The following is a 14,255-nucleotide window of genomic DNA, read 5'->3' on the forward strand; positions in this document are numbered from 1 at the left end:
CCTGGATATTGCCGAGACGCAGGAGCGGGAAAAGATGACGGATCATACTGGTACCTCCTCTACCCGCTTGGACGCGGACGCGATCCGGCGTCAGGAACTTGGTGCTTTCCTGCGCGCGGCCCGGGAGCGGATGACGGTTTCGTCGACCGAAAGGCGCAGACGCACGCCCGGCCTGCGGCGTGAGGAGGTCGCCGACGCGGCTGCCATTTCCGTTGTCTGGTATACGTGGCTTGAACAGGGGCGCGACGTCCGCATGTCGCCCGAAACGCTCGCGCGGCTTGTGCGGGCGCTCGAGTTGAATCGAACGGAGGCGCTCTACCTGCGCACGCTCGCCCGGCCGGACGATCTCGATCTGCCGTCCCTGCAGGCGGCACCCGGAGCCGTTTCGGATCTCGTGACCCGGCTGTCGCCGCATCCCGCCTACGCGCTCGACCGGACGTGGAACGTTGTCGCCTGCAACGGCGACGCGGCTAATCTCGTCGGCCCGTTTGTCCGCAGCGACCCGGTTCGTGGCAACGTGCTGGCACGGCTGTTTCTGGATCCGGACTGGAAAAGGCTCTTTTGCGACTGGGGTGAGGTGGCCCGGATGGCGGCCGCACAGTTTCGCGCTTCGACCGCGGCTTTTGCCACAGAGGCGGATGTCGTCAGCCTGCTGAGCCGGCTTCACGAGGTTTCACCGGATTTCGCGCGCATCTGGACATCGGCTGAGATCGCGCCCGCGGCAGACTGGACAAAGACAATCCTGTCAGGCGGCCGTGTTACCAGATGGCGGCATTCCGTGCTGAGGCCGGAAGGGGCCGGGCGGGACTTTTCGGTAACCGTCTACCTGCCGGCCTGAAGCTCTTTCAGGCCGCGAAGCGGAAGTAGCTCATGCTGATGGAGCCGTATTCGTAGCTTCGGTGCAGCAACTGCGCCCTGGCGTCCGGTCCGCCTGCGCCAAAAGCAAAGAAGAGCGGCAGGAGATGCTCGTCCGTCGGGTGGTTGCGGCGGAATTGCGGACCCCGGTTCAGGTCCTTGAAATAGCCGATCGATCCGGCATTGAGGCCGTCGTCGAGCCAGCGGTCGAAATCGGCCGCCCAGGCCGGTGTCGAGGACCCCTGAGGGCCGAATTCACGCAAATTGTGCGTCGTGCTGCCGGAGCCGGCCAAAAGGATGCCCTTGTCCTTGAGCGGAGCCAGAGTCCGGCCAAGCTCGTGGACAGAGGCCGGCGTGCTGTCATGGGGCAGGGACATGGCGACCACCGGAATATCGGCATCCGGATAGGCAAGCGACAGCGGCACCCAGGCGCCATGGTCCAGTCCCCAATGGCTATCCAGTTCGACGTCATGACCGGCGGCTTCCAGGAGCTGCGCAACTTGATCGACATGATCCACATCCGCGCGAGCGGGGTAGGCGATATCGTAGAGCGGGGCCGGGAAGCCGTGGAAATCGTGATAGGTGCGCAAAAGGCCGGGCGCCGACAGTTTCAGCCCGTCCGTCTCCCAATGAGCGGACAGGATCACGATCGCCTTCGGCCGCGGCTGCGAGGCGGCAAAGCTTTTCAGGAACCGGCTGGCAGCCGTGTCCTCAAGCGCCAGGGTCGGCGCGCCATGCGCAAAAAATACGGGCGAAATGCTGGTTGGCGCCGCCATGGAGCCGCTCCTCGGTCAGATGTCTTTCCTTCAGGAAAATAGACATTCCGCCCGCCGGAATAAGCCCAGAAATGGGAAAAGGCTCGTTCACTCTGATTGGACAATCAGGAAAACGCGATACCACTGTTCAGCCGCCTCGCACCCGCTCAGGCGCGAAGCGGCAAGTGGCTCAAGTTTACTTGTAACCCAGGTTGATCAACTGGACGCGCCGGTTGACCGCAGCGTCCGGCTTCGCGGGGTCGCGCAGCTGTTCTTCGCCAAGGCCGACGGCAAAGAGATAGTCACCGGGCACCTGGAATGTGGTGACGAGTGCCTCACGAACGGCCTGGGCCCGTTTGATGGAAAGCTCGAGATTGTATTCACGGGTTCCCTTGGCGTCGGTATGACCGACGATGAAGAAGGTCTGGCCTGCCAGATAGGGCGTGTGCAGCGCGTCCGCGATCAGACCCACGGTTTCATAGGATTCCGGCGCGATGTTCGCGGAGTCGAAATGGAAGGTGATTTCGACGTTGAACTGGCGCAGCGAGGCCAGCTTGTCTGCCAGGGGCAGGCTCTGCGGCGAATTGGCTCCCGGGTATTTCTCGATGTTCTCGATGGCTGCCTTCTGCAAGGCGTCGGCACTGATGTCGACTTCCTGCTGCGCCCCCTGCAGGGAATTGATGATCTCGTTGCGGCTCAGTTTGGTCTGGGAAAAGGTTGCCGTCGTCGAGACGATGAGCGCGGCAATGCTACCGGCCAGAAGAAACTTGTTCATGGAATTTGCCCCTTGATCTGGCTTAACGGTAACCGGCGAGGTCGATCGCGCTGTTGCATTTGCTGCTGACGGACGGCTGTGCCTTCAAGAGGCAACGCAGCATATGGCCCGCGCCGGGTTTTACGCCCTTGCAATACTGGGCCATGTCGCGATTGCAGATCTTGGCGACTTCAGACTGGGCGGCCAGCCGGGCCTGGATCAATCCGATGACGACCACACGGTCCGCATTGCACTTCTGCGACACCTTGGCCTGGTTCTTCTCCAGACAGGCCGTAATGCCGTTGTTTGCGAGCGAAGCGGACTGGCAATGGGCCTGGATGTCCTTGCCGCAGCTTGCCGCCAGGATCTTGATGGCGTCGGCAAAGCCGACGGTCTGCGCATAGGCGGCGGACGAGACAGACAACGCCAGCCCCGCGGTCAATGCAAAAATCAAACGTCTCATGATGATGATAACTCCCAACCACCGGTAAGTTCCGATGGGGCAGAGTGTTTCAGGAGACGCACGCGACCGCAAGTGGATCTGTGTCCGATCTAGACGAATTTCGCGCGGTGGCAAACTTGACAGAGGCCTGCGAATATCGTCACTCGCCGAATAGACCACAGCCGGACCTTATCCATGACAGTGACCCTGGAACTGAAACGCCTTGACCATGGCAGCGACCTGCCTCTGCCGGCCTATCAGTCGGCGCTGGCCGCCGGTCTCGACCTCCTGGCCGCCGTCGATGTGCCACTGACGCTGGAACCGGGTGCGCGCGCACTGGTCCCGACGGGTCTCGCAATGGCCCTTCCCGCCGGATACGAGGCCCAGGTGCGGCCCCGGTCCGGCCTTGCCGCCAAGCATGGCGTCACCGTTCTCAACACGCCGGGCACAATCGACGCGGATTACCGCGGCGAGGTGAAGGTCATCCTGATCAATCTCGGTGAAGCGCCCTTCACGATTGCCCGCGGCGAGCGGATCGCCCAGATGGTTATCGCTCCGGTGCTGCAGGCATCGATCCTGGAAGTCGAGACGTTGTCGGAAACGGATCGCGGCGCCGGTGGCTTCGGCTCGACCGGCCGCTGACAGCAACGGACCCGATCCAGCATGTCCCCCAGCCTTGTCATCTTCGATTGCGACGGTGTGCTTGTCGACACCGAGCGCCTGGTCAACGCCAACATGGCCGCCTTCGTCACCGAACTCGGTTACCCGATGACGGGGCCCGACTGCCAGCGGCAGTTCATGGGACGGACGCTGGAGGATGTGCAGCGCCTCGTGGAAGACCTTTCCGGTATCAAGCTGCCGTCGGACTGGCCGGATCAGGTGCGCACCCGGGACCTGATCAGTTTCCAGGCCGGGGTGCCGGCCGTTGAGGGCATTGAAGCCATCCTTGACGATCTCGACGGGCGCGGCGTGCCCTATTGCGTCGGCTCGTCAGGCCGGTACGAGAAGATGAACATGACGCTCGGCAGTTCCGGCCTTTTGCCGCGGCTGAAAGGACGGCTGTTTTCCGCGCAAGACTGCGAGAAGGGCAAGCCGGCGCCGGATGTCTTTCTGCTGGCGGCGAAGACCATGGGCCATGCACCGGAACACTGCGCCGTCATCGAGGACAGCCTGCCCGGCGTCATGGCAGCAAGGGCCGCCGGCATGCGCGCCTATGCCTATGTGGAGGATCCCGCCTGCGACCGCGCCGCCATGCGGGAGGCGGGGGCGATCCTCTTCGACAGCATGGACGCGCTGCCGGACCTGCTCTTTTCCACGCACTGAGCTTTTTCTGGAAAAAGGTTTTACGGGCCGTGCTGCAAAGGCATGCCGCCCCCCTTATAACTTGCTGGAGCGCGTATTATCTTAGCGCTCCGAACAGTCAAAGGAAGCCGGCGGAAGACGGTCCGGCCACATAGGGAGACCTGCCATGACCATTAAGACCAGCGGCCGCGGAAAGATCTATTCCTCCATCACTGACACGATCGGCGACACGCCGCTGGTGCGGCTGGACCGGCTGGCCAAGGCCCATGGCGTCAAGGGCAACCTCCTGGCGAAGCTTGAATTCTTCAATCCGATCTCCAGCGTCAAGGACCGCATCGGCGTTGCCATGATCGAGGCGATGGAGCAGGCCGGAACGATCGTTCCCGGCAAGACCACCCTGGTCGAGCCGACCTCCGGCAATACCGGCATCGCGCTTGCTTTCGTCGCCGCCGCCAAGGGCTACCGGCTGATCCTGGTGATGCCGGAAACCATGTCGGTGGAACGGCGCAAGATGTTCAAGATCCTCGGCGCCGAACTGGAACTGACCGAAGGCCCGAAGGGCATGAAGGGCGCCATCGCCCGCGCCGAAGAGCTTCTCGGCGAGATCGAGGGTTCGGTGATGCCGCAACAGTTCGAGAACCCGGCCAACCCGGAAATCCATCGCAACACCACGGCGGAGGAAATCTGGAACGACACGGCAGGCAAGGTCGATGTCTTCGTCTCCGGCATCGGCACGGGCGGCACGATTACCGGCGTGTCCCAGGTGCTGAAGGGACGCAAGCCGGACCTGCAGGTGGTTGCTGTGGAACCGGCCGACAGCCCGATCCTGTCCGGCGGCCAGCCGGGCCCGCACAAGATCCAGGGCATCGGTGCCGGTTTTGTGCCGGGCGTGCTCGACACTGCGGCCTATGACGAGGTTCAGACCGTTGCCAACGAAGATGCTTTCGCCATGGCCCGCGAAATTGCCCGCACCGAAGGTGTGCCGGTCGGCATTTCTTCCGGCGCAGCGCTGACCGCTGCCATCCGCGTCGGCCAGCGCGAGGGCATGGAAGGCAAGAACATCGTCGTGATCATCCCCTCCTTCGCCGAACGCTATCTCTCCACGGCGCTCTTCGAAGGTCTGTAAGCTTCCCGCCCCGCGGACCTGACAGGTTTGCGGGGCTTTTTTTGATCGTCACGTCGCATGCACCCGGCATCGCTAGTGGTTCGATTCTGACATTTGCATCCCCCTGCCGCTAGCGCTGGAGCAAATGTCAGAATCATAAGAACCACTAGATAAATATATGATTCTAGTGGAGCTTTTGAATTTGACATTTGAGCATCAGCCTAGCCGCGAGCGGGACTCAAATGTCAAATTCGCTCCACTAGAGCACGTCGCGAAAAAGTGGATTCCGGTTTTTCGCAAAAAGACGTGCGTCAAAAAAGAGATAAAGCTTTTCGCGTGAATTCAAATGAACGCGACACGCTTTAGCCTTCTGGTTTTTCTAAACCAGCTTTTCCATCCGGGTTGCAGACGCAAAACCGAACAGCAGTTCGAACCACCCGGTCTTTTCCTCGCCGACCACAACGAAGCCTGCGCGCTCATAAAGAGCCTTTGCGCGAGGGTTGGTGTCGATGACATCAAGTCGTACGCGAGAGAGCCTTCGCCGCCGGGCTTCCTCTGCAGTCGCCTCCAGCAAAGCGGTGCCAATGCCAAGACCGCGAGCCTCCTCGGAGACAAAGATACCGTCCATGAGCAGGCAATCCGGCTCGGTCTCGCGCTCGAGCACATCCAGAATGAGGCCGCGCCAAAGGCCACCGACCGGACCATAGACAGCCGTCAGATCCTTCAGCCCGCCACCCGCCAGCGATCCTTCGCTTGTCTTGAAACCTGCAAGACCCAGAAGGCGGCCGTCCCGGCCGGTTGCGCCGAGCGCAAAGGCAGGATCGAGGATCCGTTCGATCAGACGAAGCGCCTTTTCCTCAGGCGCCAGCACGCGGCCGAGCTTGCCGGAAAATGCCTGCCAGAACAGGCGCGCGGCCACTGGCCGTTGGTCTTCAGCAAAGCCGGCGGCGATGCGAACCTTTTCGGACATGGTGGCGTTCAGCGGATGACGACGGCCGTACCGGTGGCGCTGACCATCAGCATGGAGCCGTTCTGGCCGACGGTTTCATAGTCGAGATCGACGCCGATCACCGCGTTGGCGCCCATGGCCTGGGCCTGCTGGCACATCTCGTCGATGGCGATCTTGCGCGCCTTGCCGAGTTCTTCCTCGTAGGCGCCGGAGCGTCCGCCGACGATGTCGCGGATACCGGCAAAGAAATCCTTGAAGATATTCGCGCCGAGGATCGCCTCGCCCGTTACCAGCCCCTTGTAGTCCAGATCCCTGCCCTGAATGGTATTGGTCGTGGTGACGAGCATTGCCTATCTCCCTGCTGCAATTGACGCTTTGAGACATGGGAAGCCCTGCCGGGCTTTGCAAGGAAGCAGGGCCTTACCGGCGGTCAGATATCGTCGGGAAAGGGATATGTCTCCGGATCAAGTCCGAAACTCCGGATGAAACCTTCCTTGTCGTCCTTGTGCCGCCGGACGAGCTCGACGAGATTTTTTGGACGGTAAGGACCGGACATCGTTGGGTGGCGGTCCGGATTGCTGCAAAGACGCTTTATGGCGCAAGGATCGATCGAAAGATTTGCGCCGGGAGGGTAGCCGGTCAGGGGGCGGATACCCTTCTCGTACCGAAACCTGATCCGGTCGATGGTCTGGTAAAGCCGTGTATAGGTCTCACCCATCGTGTCCTGCGGATAGGAACGGTACTTGCGCAGAAATTTTTCGTCTACGGCCAGACCCAGAGCCACTGCCTTCTCCACGATCCAGTGGAGAGCGCAATTCGCCATGCCGTCGTTGCCATAACTGCCGCCGACATTGCCATGAGCGCCCGGGAACCAGCGCTGCTCGAGCGTCTGATCCGGATCGCATCCCTTCCACACTTCCGGCCGGAAGTCGTAACGCTTCTCATCGATCGCAAGTGCCTGCAGGGCCACCCGAACACACTTGGCCGGCGTTTCGTGCACGTGAAACGATCTTTCCGCCACGGACGTCCCGCTGCGCGCACGAAACCGGGATCCAAGCGACACGACTGTATCCCAGACCCCGAGAAAGGTGATCTCGACTGGACGGAGCCGGTCGGCGATTATTTCCTTCTTCGAATTGACGATTGTTCTCGGATCGCCCTTTCCGCGGGTCGTCAGATAGAGCCGGAAGAAGATCGGGATGTAGTAGGCATCCTTTTTTTCCGTCACGCCTCCGAGCCAGGAGAGGAACTGCGTCAGGCCACGGACCTGCGCCGCCCCCCGGCTGAAGCCGAAAATGAAGATTTGTTCGTTCTCGATGTAATTGTTGCTGATGAAGGTCACGGCCTGCTCGATATTGGCCTCGTAGCCGGCCCCCCACGCCCCGCCGAGCTTGCTGTCGAAGAAATTCAGCAATCTGTTGCTGATACCGGGATAGAGCCCCAGCGCGCCCACGCCGGAATCGTAGTAGGTGATCTGGCGGGCTCCGCTTTTTGGATCTTCGGGCAGAATGGCCCGTGCCAGTTTCAGCGGGTTTGTCGGTTTCATCACCGTCGTCTTGTCGTCCCGCTCCACTGCAATGAATGGATTGTTCCAGGTTCCATCGAGACACAGGACCAGTCGGCCGGTCATGACAACATCCTTTCCTTCAATCAAACTTCAATGTCGATGTGCGTCGCCCCGTTTTCCGGAAAGTTCAGCACGGCCATTCTCCCGCCTTGGGCGAGTACCGTATCCAGGTCGGCGATCAATGTTCCCTCCTGAAATTCGCGGTGCTGCTTTATTTCCTCGGGGCCATACGTCATGTGCACCGTGTAGTTCAGGCCCGGCCGGGCCTCAAACAGCATCCTGAGGGTGTTCGGCTCCGGATTGCCGTGCTTGCCATCCCCGCAAAGGACGTAGTGATCGGCTGTTACCCGCTCGAAAAACTGTGACGACACGTTCCGGTCGCTGCCGTGATGCGGCAGCTTCACGATGTTGAAATGGACCTTGCCGTTCGCATCCAGGCGGTTGGTTTGCTCCAGCCATTGAAGGATCATGTCACCCCGCGCATCTCCCGTGAGAAGAGCGGTTTTGCCGCCTGCTTCCGCGACCACGACAATCGATGCCAGGTTAGAAACAGAGGTATCCAGGCTGAGAGCGGCAGCTTTTGCATCGGCCTCCTTTGCCAGGATTTTCTTGAGCTCCTTCGCCCATTCCTTGCGCAGCTTGTCGACCTGTGCCCGCGCCGGACCGATCACGTTCAGGCTCAGCTTGCCGCGCGACCAGGGCACATCGGCTTCTTCAAGCAGGGCCAGGCGATCCTTGAACCCCCGGTTGATGTCGATGTTCAGCGCCTTCAGATCGAGCCGCAACTGCCGGCCCTGGGCGACACTGGCAAGGACAAGCTTGGAATCATGCGCTTCGGCACCGACAAACGGCAGTTCTTCAAGTGTCCCGGCCAGCGACGCGGCTTGCCCCCGGGTCTGCGAAGCGCTTTGGTCTGTTCCCTTGGCAATGGTGTCGGCAAAACTGTTGTGCCAGGCACCCCGAATGTCGGCGATCGGGTCGCGCTCCTCGTCCCGGGCCTCAAGCAGTTCGTCGGTCAGGTCGAGAATGCCGTCTATGTGGTCCGCATCGATATGGCTGACCATCAGGAGATCGATCGCCGGAGGTTCACCGCTGGTGCCCGGAAGCGCCAGTAACTGATCCCGCAGGAAGCTTTGGTAGACCCCTGAAGGGCCGCCGTCGATCAGAACGGTGGCGCCTTCGGCGAATAGAAGGAGACTGTCACCGTGTTTGGCCTTTATGGCTCGAAGGGTCAGGTCCGCCACGTCTCTTCTCCCGATGAACTCTGCTATACCGATTGCAGGGCGCGCAGGATGTCGACCAGCCCATGCCCCTGGAAATAACGCTCACGCCCCAGATCCGTCGCCGTTTCGCAGAGGATGCGCTTGATCTTTTCCGGCTGTGCGATCAACTCCGTATGCCGGGCCATCAGCATGGCCGCGGCACCGCTGACATGGGGCGCCGCCATGCTGGTTCCGTCCTTGTATTCGGCGCGGTTCTGCGGTGTCGGGCCGAGGATCTTTTCGCCCGGGGCGACAATATCCGGCTTCAACCGGCCGTCGCCTGTCGGCCCCCGGCTGGAGAAATAGCTGACGCCGTATTCGTGCGGCCGCTTGCGATGGGTCGCTCCGACGGTGATGACGCCGTTCGCATTACCCGGATCGGTGATCGAAACGGACCGGTAGCTGTCGGATGAGCGGATTTCCTCGAAATCCCGCATCTCGAAGCCACGGTTGCCGGCCGCCGCGACGATGACCATGCCAGCAGCGGCGGCTTCGTCGCACTCGTCGCAGATCGGCGTGCGGCCGCAGGCGAAACGGCGCACTTCGTGAATAAGCGACAGACTGAGATTGGCGCCGTGAACCTGCATCGTGCCGGCCCGGGAGTTCATCCAGCGAAGATACTGGAGCGCTGCCAGAAGCTCGAATTCATCGGTGAGTCCATCGTCCCGGAACACTCTGACATCGATCAGATTGATGTCCGGACAGACCCCTTTCATCTTGCGGTCGCGCTTGTCGAGGGCCTCTTTCCACTCGTAGTCGTGGTCCTCGATCCAGTCCGCGCCGAGAATGCCCGCGACATGGGTGCCATGGTCGTTTTCCGGCACATCCGGATTGTTGTCGACGATGGCGTCCTCCAGATCCTGCCAGTTGATGTCCTTGCCATTGTCGATCCGGCGCCTGAGTTCCTTGAGCAGTTCCATCGCCTTGGAGAGCCTGTCCTCTTGAGAGTCGCCCTTCATTCTCCGCGCGATTTCAAGGATCACTTCATTGTGCCGGTCCTTCGCGGTCTGCCCGTTCTCGAAAAGCTTGATATCGAAATCGAGAAGTTCCCGAAGCCGTGTGAAATCAAGCGTTTTCACGATCCGTGTTTTTGTAAGGTCCTCCAGACGAAGCTCGTCGGGTTCCCGGCCTGGATCCTCACCAGCGGCAATGGCCTCGTCGTATTCCTGCTTCAGCTTCGCGCGGACCTCCTTCTCATAAGCCTTCGAATGCAGCTTGAACGCATCGTGGCGGGGATCGATACCACTGTCGACAACGGCCCAGGTGATCCGATCGCAGGAAATGTTGAACAAACGGATGGCGGCATCCGCCTTGACGGTCAGCGCGGATTTGCTGACGGCGAGATGGATCGGACGGTTCCTGGTCACGCGCCAGATGTATTTTTCGCTTGGATAAGTGTCGTTTGCTTCCGACTCTTTTTTTGACCAGTTGCGATAGAGTTCCATGAAAGCTCTGACCACCTCGCGGCGTGCCTGCAAGGCGGTTTCATACGGGAGGTCTGAACCGGACTCGAGTTCACGTTTTTCTCTGGAATTCACGATGCGGTCAGGATCGCCAAAACCACGCTGACGCCTCAGAAACTCCGCTTCGAAGACCTTGCCGACAACATCATTTTCATCAAGCAAATCGTGTCCGTACAGAAAGCAGCTTGCGGTCAGACCCGCTATGCGCACCAGCCAGCAAAGATCCGCCGGAATATCCCGGATATACTCCAACCGGGCATCCCGGCCTGAAACAGAGGCATTCCGTTCAGCTTCCCGCCGCCGGAGTTCCGCTTCACGTTCGTGATCTTCTATCGACGCACGGGACCGGCCATTCAGTTCGCGCCGCATGAACATGAGCGCTTCCAGCAGATCCTGCTGGCGTTGCCCCTTGTCATCCGGCTGCGGAAAGGGTTTCCAGTCCGCAACCTGGGCATTTTCGGGTCTGGTGTGCTGAAGCACCCGCAGCCTGTCGTAGGTTTCATGCCACCATTGAGTCAGCGGCAGGACAACGCGCATCAATTCATCAAAGTAGAGGCGAACGGCGATCTGGCCTGGAATGTAGGAAACACGCGGCTCCTTGCGGGTCAGCTTTCCCGTTTCCGTTGTCGGATCCTTCTCCCGCAAGGTGTTCAGCATTTGCCGGATCTCTTGTGCCGCCTGTCCGGTTCCGCCTTCCTCCGCGCATGTCAGGATCAATTCGTGCTGATCGTGCGGCCGCGTCGCAAATGCAAGCCAGACATTTGGCAGGATCGGACTGTCCTGCGTGAAGCGCAATCCTCCCGGCGTTTCGAATAGCAGGCTGTTGGCGAACGCAAGCCGCCGCTTAAGTACCTCATCCATGCCGCCCCCACGTGCCTGGCTTTGGAACAATAGCTTTCCTAGACGCTGTTCCCCAACGTCATCTGACAATCTAGAATGGAATTAACTGAAATTGAACACCTAATTTGACCTCAACCCTGAATAGATGAGTCGCTTTTGTTTGGCATTCCGTTTCCGGCCAAGGTCTCAAGAGCCGTCCGGGGTGGCATCAGCTTCGGGTAATCGGGCTCAATGCCCGAAGCAGGGCGTCATTCTCCTCCACTGTCCCGATGGATATCCGCAGCCAGTTGGCAATGCGGTCCTGCCGGAAATGCCGCACCAGTATGCCCTCGGCCCTGAGACCGGCGAGCAGGTCGCCCGCCGCAAGGTTCTCGTGCGAAACGAATACAAAATTGGCGGCCGATGGCAGGACGGCGAAGCCGAGGGCCGTCAGGCTGCCGGTCAGGCGGCCGCGCTCGGCCATCACCAGCCGCCGTGTTTCCTCAAACCACGCGACGTCGTTCCAGGCCGCTTCCGCGCCCGCCAGCGCCGGACGGCCGAGCGGATAGGAATTGAAACTGTCCTTGATGCGCTGCAGGCCTTCGATCAGATGCGGCTGGCCGACGGCAAAGCCGACGCGCAGACCCGCCAGGCTGCGCGACTTGGAGAAGGTCTGCACCACCAGAAGATTGTCATATCGCGGGACAAGACCGATGGCACACTCTGCGCCGAAATCCACATAGGCCTCGTCCACCAGCACGACGCAGTCCGGGTTCTGTTTCAGCACCGCCTCGATTGCGGCCAGATCGACGGCGATCCCCGTTGGCGCATTCGGATTGGCGAGCACGACGCCGCCGCAGGGGCCGGCGAACGTCGTCGTATCCAGCCGGAACCCGTCGTCGAGCGGGATCAGGCGGTAGGCGACCTCGTAGAGTTCGCAGTAAGTCCTGTAGAAGCTGTAGGTGATGTCGGCAAAGAGCACCGGCGCCTTGCCGCAGAAAAAGGCATGAAAGGCATGGGCCAGGATCTCGTCGGAGCCGTTGCCGGCAAAGACGTGGTCCCGCGTCAGGCCGAACCGGCCGGCGATGGCAGCCCTCAGCGACGCGGCACCGGGATCCGGATAAAGCCTCAAGTCGTCCTCGGCCGCGGCTCTGATGGCGCCAAGGGCAATCGGCGAGGGACCGAACGGGTTCTCGTTGGTGTTGAGCTTGACGAAGCTGCGGTCCTTCGGCTGTTCGCCCGGCGTAAAGGGCACCAGCTTTTCGACAATCGGGCTCCAGAAACGGCTCATCACATGTCCAGTCGAGGCTTTGAGGGGGTCAGAACCGGTCGTTGGCGTTCAGCACCGGCAGACGGTTCGAGGATTTGAGTTCACGCAGTGACAGGCTCGACCTGATGCCGGTGACACCAGGCAACCGCCGCAGCACCTTCTCCACGAAACGGCTGTAGTCGTCCAGATCCCGCGCGACGACCTGCAGCAAAAAATCCGCATCGCCGGTGGTGTTGTGGCAGGCGAGAACATGGGAACTCGCCTCGATGGCCTTCTGGAACGCCGCCGTCGTCTCCTCGTCATGCTGCGAACAGGAGAGCTGGACGAAGGCCATGACCCCGAGGCCCAGTGCACGCCGGTTGACGACGGCCTGATAGCCCTCGATGACACCGTCTTCCTCCAGCCGTTTCAATCGCCGCCAGCAGGGCGTTTCGCTGAGACCCACCTGCTCCGCCAGCCGGGCATTGGAGAGCCGGCCGTCGCTCTGCAGCCGGTTCAGGATATCGGCATCCACCTTGTCGATCTTGATCATTAGGGAAGAAACTGCCTCTGATAATTGAATTCAAGGAAGAATAGGCTCCAGATCTAATCGAATGAAGCACTTTTTGCATTGTTCTTTCACCGATTTTCCGTAGCTTTTTCGCTCAAGGACAGCCAACGAGGACCCCGCCATGAAAGCCGTGCTCTATGAGACCTTCGCCAAGGCCCCTCACCTTGCCACCGTGCCCGACCCTGTGCCTGAGCCGCATGGGGCGGTGCTCAAAGTCGGGGCGACAGGGGTCTGCCGCAGCGACTGGCACGGCTGGATGGGGCATGACCCGGATATCGTGCTGCCGCATGTGCCCGGGCACGAGCTCGCCGGCACCATCGTCGCCGTCGGCAGGAACGTCACCCGCTGGAAGGCGGGCGACCGGGTGACCGTGCCCTTTGTCGGCGGCTGTGGTGCCTGTCCCGAATGCCATGCCGGCCACCAGCAGGTCTGCCACACCCAGTTCCAGCCTGGCTTCACCCATTGGGGCTCGTTTGCCGAATTTGTCGGCATTCACCAGGCCGATCTCAACCTGGTGCCGCTGCCCGATAGCATGAGCTTTGCCACCGCCGCCAGCCTCGGCTGCCGCTTCGCGACCTCCTTCCGCGGTGTCGTCGACCAGGGCCGGACAAAAGCCGGCGAATGGGTCGCGGTGCATGGCTGCGGCGGGGTCGGCCTCTCGGCCATCATGATCGCCAATGCTGTCGGTGCCAATGTCATCGCAGTCGATATTGCCGAGGACAAGCTGGCGCTGGCCCGGAACCTCGGCGCGGTCGCCACCGTCAACGCGGCTAAGACCGCCGATGTCGCTGGCGCGGTCATCGAACTCACCCGGGGCGGGGCACATGTCTCCATCGACGCGCTCGGCCACCCGGCAACCTGCTTCAATTCCATCCAGAACCTGCGCCGCCGCGGCCGGCACGTGCAGATCGGCCTGATGCTGGCCGACCACGCGACGCCGCAGGTGCCGATGGCCAAGGTAATCGGCCAGGAACTGGAAATCCTCGGCAGCCACGGCATGCAGGCCCATCGCTACGACGCGATGCTGGCGATGGTCGAAACCGGCAAGCTCAGCCCCGAGAAACTGGTAGGCAAGGAAATCGGCCTGGAACAATCCATCGAGGCGCTGACATCGATGGACAAGTTCGAGGGCGTCGGGGCGACGGTGGTGACGCAGTTCTGA

The 14,255-nt window shown here is 61.2% G+C and carries 15 protein-coding genes; 5 read left to right on the forward strand and 10 right to left on the reverse strand.

The genetic code is table 11. The annotated features are described in order from the left end of the window. Nucleotides 1-34 precede the first annotated feature (34 nt). Entirely contained in the window at nucleotides 35-838 is an 804-nt protein-coding gene (locus ACX3M4_RS17985) for a helix-turn-helix transcriptional regulator (protein ID WP_459354359.1), read from the forward strand. A 7-nt stretch (nucleotides 839-845) separates the two neighbouring features. On the opposite strand, the gene ACX3M4_RS17990 is transcribed toward ACX3M4_RS17985, so the two are convergent. From ACX3M4_RS17990 to ACX3M4_RS18000, 3 genes are all read right to left on the reverse strand, one after another. Continuing rightward, the gene (locus tag ACX3M4_RS17990) at nucleotides 846-1,631 is read right to left on the reverse strand and encodes a DODA-type extradiol aromatic ring-opening family dioxygenase (RefSeq protein WP_459354360.1); all 786 of its coding nucleotides are present in this window, start codon (nucleotides 1,629-1,631) and stop codon (nucleotides 846-848) included. 175 nt (nucleotides 1,632-1,806) lie between these two features. After that, complete coding sequence (locus ACX3M4_RS17995) at nucleotides 1,807-2,385, reverse strand: OmpA family protein (protein WP_459354361.1); 579 nt, start codon at nucleotides 2,383-2,385, stop codon at nucleotides 1,807-1,809. A gap of 22 nt (nucleotides 2,386-2,407) precedes the next feature. Beyond that, complete coding sequence (locus ACX3M4_RS18000) at nucleotides 2,408-2,827, reverse strand: hypothetical protein (protein WP_459354362.1); 420 nt, start codon at nucleotides 2,825-2,827, stop codon at nucleotides 2,408-2,410. Between the two features lie 174 nt (nucleotides 2,828-3,001). Here ACX3M4_RS18000 and dut point away from each other — a divergent pair, with 174 nt between their 5' ends. The 3 genes from dut (at nucleotide 3,002) to cysK (ending at nucleotide 5,234) form a co-directional block, all read left to right on the forward strand. After that, nucleotides 3,002-3,448 (forward strand): dUTP diphosphatase, encoded by a 447-nt coding sequence (gene dut, locus ACX3M4_RS18005; RefSeq protein ID WP_459354363.1) that lies wholly within the window; start codon nucleotides 3,002-3,004, stop codon nucleotides 3,446-3,448. 21 nt (nucleotides 3,449-3,469) lie between these two features. Further along, nucleotides 3,470-4,129: an HAD family hydrolase gene (locus ACX3M4_RS18010; protein ID WP_459354364.1), complete on the forward strand. Its 660-nt coding sequence runs from the start codon at nucleotides 3,470-3,472 to the stop codon at nucleotides 4,127-4,129. 145 nt (nucleotides 4,130-4,274) lie between these two features. Next, entirely contained in the window at nucleotides 4,275-5,234 is a 960-nt protein-coding gene (gene cysK, locus ACX3M4_RS18015) for a cysteine synthase A (RefSeq protein WP_459354365.1), read from the forward strand. Between the two features lie 358 nt (nucleotides 5,235-5,592). Here cysK and ACX3M4_RS18020 read toward each other — a convergent pair whose 3' ends face one another. The 7 genes from ACX3M4_RS18020 to ACX3M4_RS18050 form a co-directional block, all read right to left on the reverse strand. Then, nucleotides 5,593-6,183 carry a GNAT family N-acetyltransferase gene (locus ACX3M4_RS18020; RefSeq protein WP_459354366.1) on the reverse strand — a complete coding sequence of 197 codons (591 nt, stop codon included), beginning with the start codon at nucleotides 6,181-6,183 and terminating at the stop codon, nucleotides 5,593-5,595. An 8-nt stretch (nucleotides 6,184-6,191) separates the two neighbouring features. Next, nucleotides 6,192-6,509 (reverse strand): heavy metal-binding domain-containing protein, encoded by a 318-nt coding sequence (locus ACX3M4_RS18025; protein ID WP_459354367.1) that lies wholly within the window; start codon nucleotides 6,507-6,509, stop codon nucleotides 6,192-6,194. Nucleotides 6,510-6,592: 83 nt separating this feature from the next. Beyond that, entirely contained in the window at nucleotides 6,593-7,792 is a 1,200-nt protein-coding gene (locus ACX3M4_RS18030; RefSeq protein ID WP_459354368.1) for a phospholipase effector Tle1 domain-containing protein, read from the reverse strand. A 20-nt stretch (nucleotides 7,793-7,812) separates the two neighbouring features. Further along, nucleotides 7,813-8,973, reverse strand: coding sequence for an MBL fold metallo-hydrolase (locus tag ACX3M4_RS18035; RefSeq protein WP_459354369.1), 1,161 nt, complete (start codon nucleotides 8,971-8,973; stop codon nucleotides 7,813-7,815). 23 nt (nucleotides 8,974-8,996) lie between these two features. Continuing rightward, nucleotides 8,997-11,315 (reverse strand): S8 family peptidase, encoded by a 2,319-nt coding sequence (locus ACX3M4_RS18040; protein WP_459354370.1) that lies wholly within the window; start codon nucleotides 11,313-11,315, stop codon nucleotides 8,997-8,999. A 187-nt stretch (nucleotides 11,316-11,502) separates the two neighbouring features. Continuing rightward, nucleotides 11,503-12,564 (reverse strand): pyridoxal phosphate-dependent aminotransferase, encoded by a 1,062-nt coding sequence (locus ACX3M4_RS18045; RefSeq protein ID WP_459354371.1) that lies wholly within the window; start codon nucleotides 12,562-12,564, stop codon nucleotides 11,503-11,505. A 28-nt stretch (nucleotides 12,565-12,592) separates the two neighbouring features. Continuing rightward, nucleotides 12,593-13,075 (reverse strand): Lrp/AsnC family transcriptional regulator, encoded by a 483-nt coding sequence (locus tag ACX3M4_RS18050; protein ID WP_459354372.1) that lies wholly within the window; start codon nucleotides 13,073-13,075, stop codon nucleotides 12,593-12,595. Between the two features lie 139 nt (nucleotides 13,076-13,214). Here ACX3M4_RS18050 and ACX3M4_RS18055 point away from each other — a divergent pair, with 139 nt between their 5' ends. Continuing rightward, on the forward strand, nucleotides 13,215-14,255 hold the full coding sequence (locus tag ACX3M4_RS18055) for a zinc-dependent alcohol dehydrogenase family protein (protein WP_459354373.1): 1,041 nt from the start codon (nucleotides 13,215-13,217) through the stop codon (nucleotides 14,253-14,255).

Source organism: Roseibium sp. M-1, assembly GCF_054515675.1.

Coding starts and splice junctions, on each gene's coding strand:
- ACX3M4_RS18025 (WP_459354367.1), bottom strand. CDS start 6,509: ATGCTCGTCACCACGACCAATACCATTCAGGGCAGGGATCTGGACTAC.
- ACX3M4_RS18050 (WP_459354372.1), bottom strand. CDS start 13,075: ATGATCAAGATCGACAAGGTGGATGCCGATATCCTGAACCGGCTGCAG.
- ACX3M4_RS18020 (WP_459354366.1), bottom strand. CDS start 6,183: ATGTCCGAAAAGGTTCGCATCGCCGCCGGCTTTGCTGAAGACCAACGG.
- ACX3M4_RS17995 (WP_459354361.1), bottom strand. CDS start 2,385: ATGAACAAGTTTCTTCTGGCCGGTAGCATTGCCGCGCTCATCGTCTCG.
- ACX3M4_RS18000 (WP_459354362.1), bottom strand. CDS start 2,827: ATGAGACGTTTGATTTTTGCATTGACCGCGGGGCTGGCGTTGTCTGTC.
- ACX3M4_RS18045 (WP_459354371.1), bottom strand. CDS start 12,564: ATGAGCCGTTTCTGGAGCCCGATTGTCGAAAAGCTGGTGCCCTTTACG.
- ACX3M4_RS18055 (WP_459354373.1), top strand. CDS start 13,215: ATGAAAGCCGTGCTCTATGAGACCTTCGCCAAGGCCCCTCACCTTGCC.
- ACX3M4_RS18010 (WP_459354364.1), top strand. CDS start 3,470: ATGTCCCCCAGCCTTGTCATCTTCGATTGCGACGGTGTGCTTGTCGAC.
- ACX3M4_RS18030 (WP_459354368.1), bottom strand. CDS start 7,792: ATGACCGGCCGACTGGTCCTGTGTCTCGATGGAACCTGGAACAATCCA.
- ACX3M4_RS18040 (WP_459354370.1), bottom strand. CDS start 11,315: ATGGATGAGGTACTTAAGCGGCGGCTTGCGTTCGCCAACAGCCTGCTA.
- ACX3M4_RS17985 (WP_459354359.1), top strand. CDS start 35: ATGACGGATCATACTGGTACCTCCTCTACCCGCTTGGACGCGGACGCG.
- cysK (WP_459354365.1), top strand. CDS start 4,275: ATGACCATTAAGACCAGCGGCCGCGGAAAGATCTATTCCTCCATCACT.
- ACX3M4_RS17990 (WP_459354360.1), bottom strand. CDS start 1,631: ATGGCGGCGCCAACCAGCATTTCGCCCGTATTTTTTGCGCATGGCGCG.
- dut (WP_459354363.1), top strand. CDS start 3,002: ATGACAGTGACCCTGGAACTGAAACGCCTTGACCATGGCAGCGACCTG.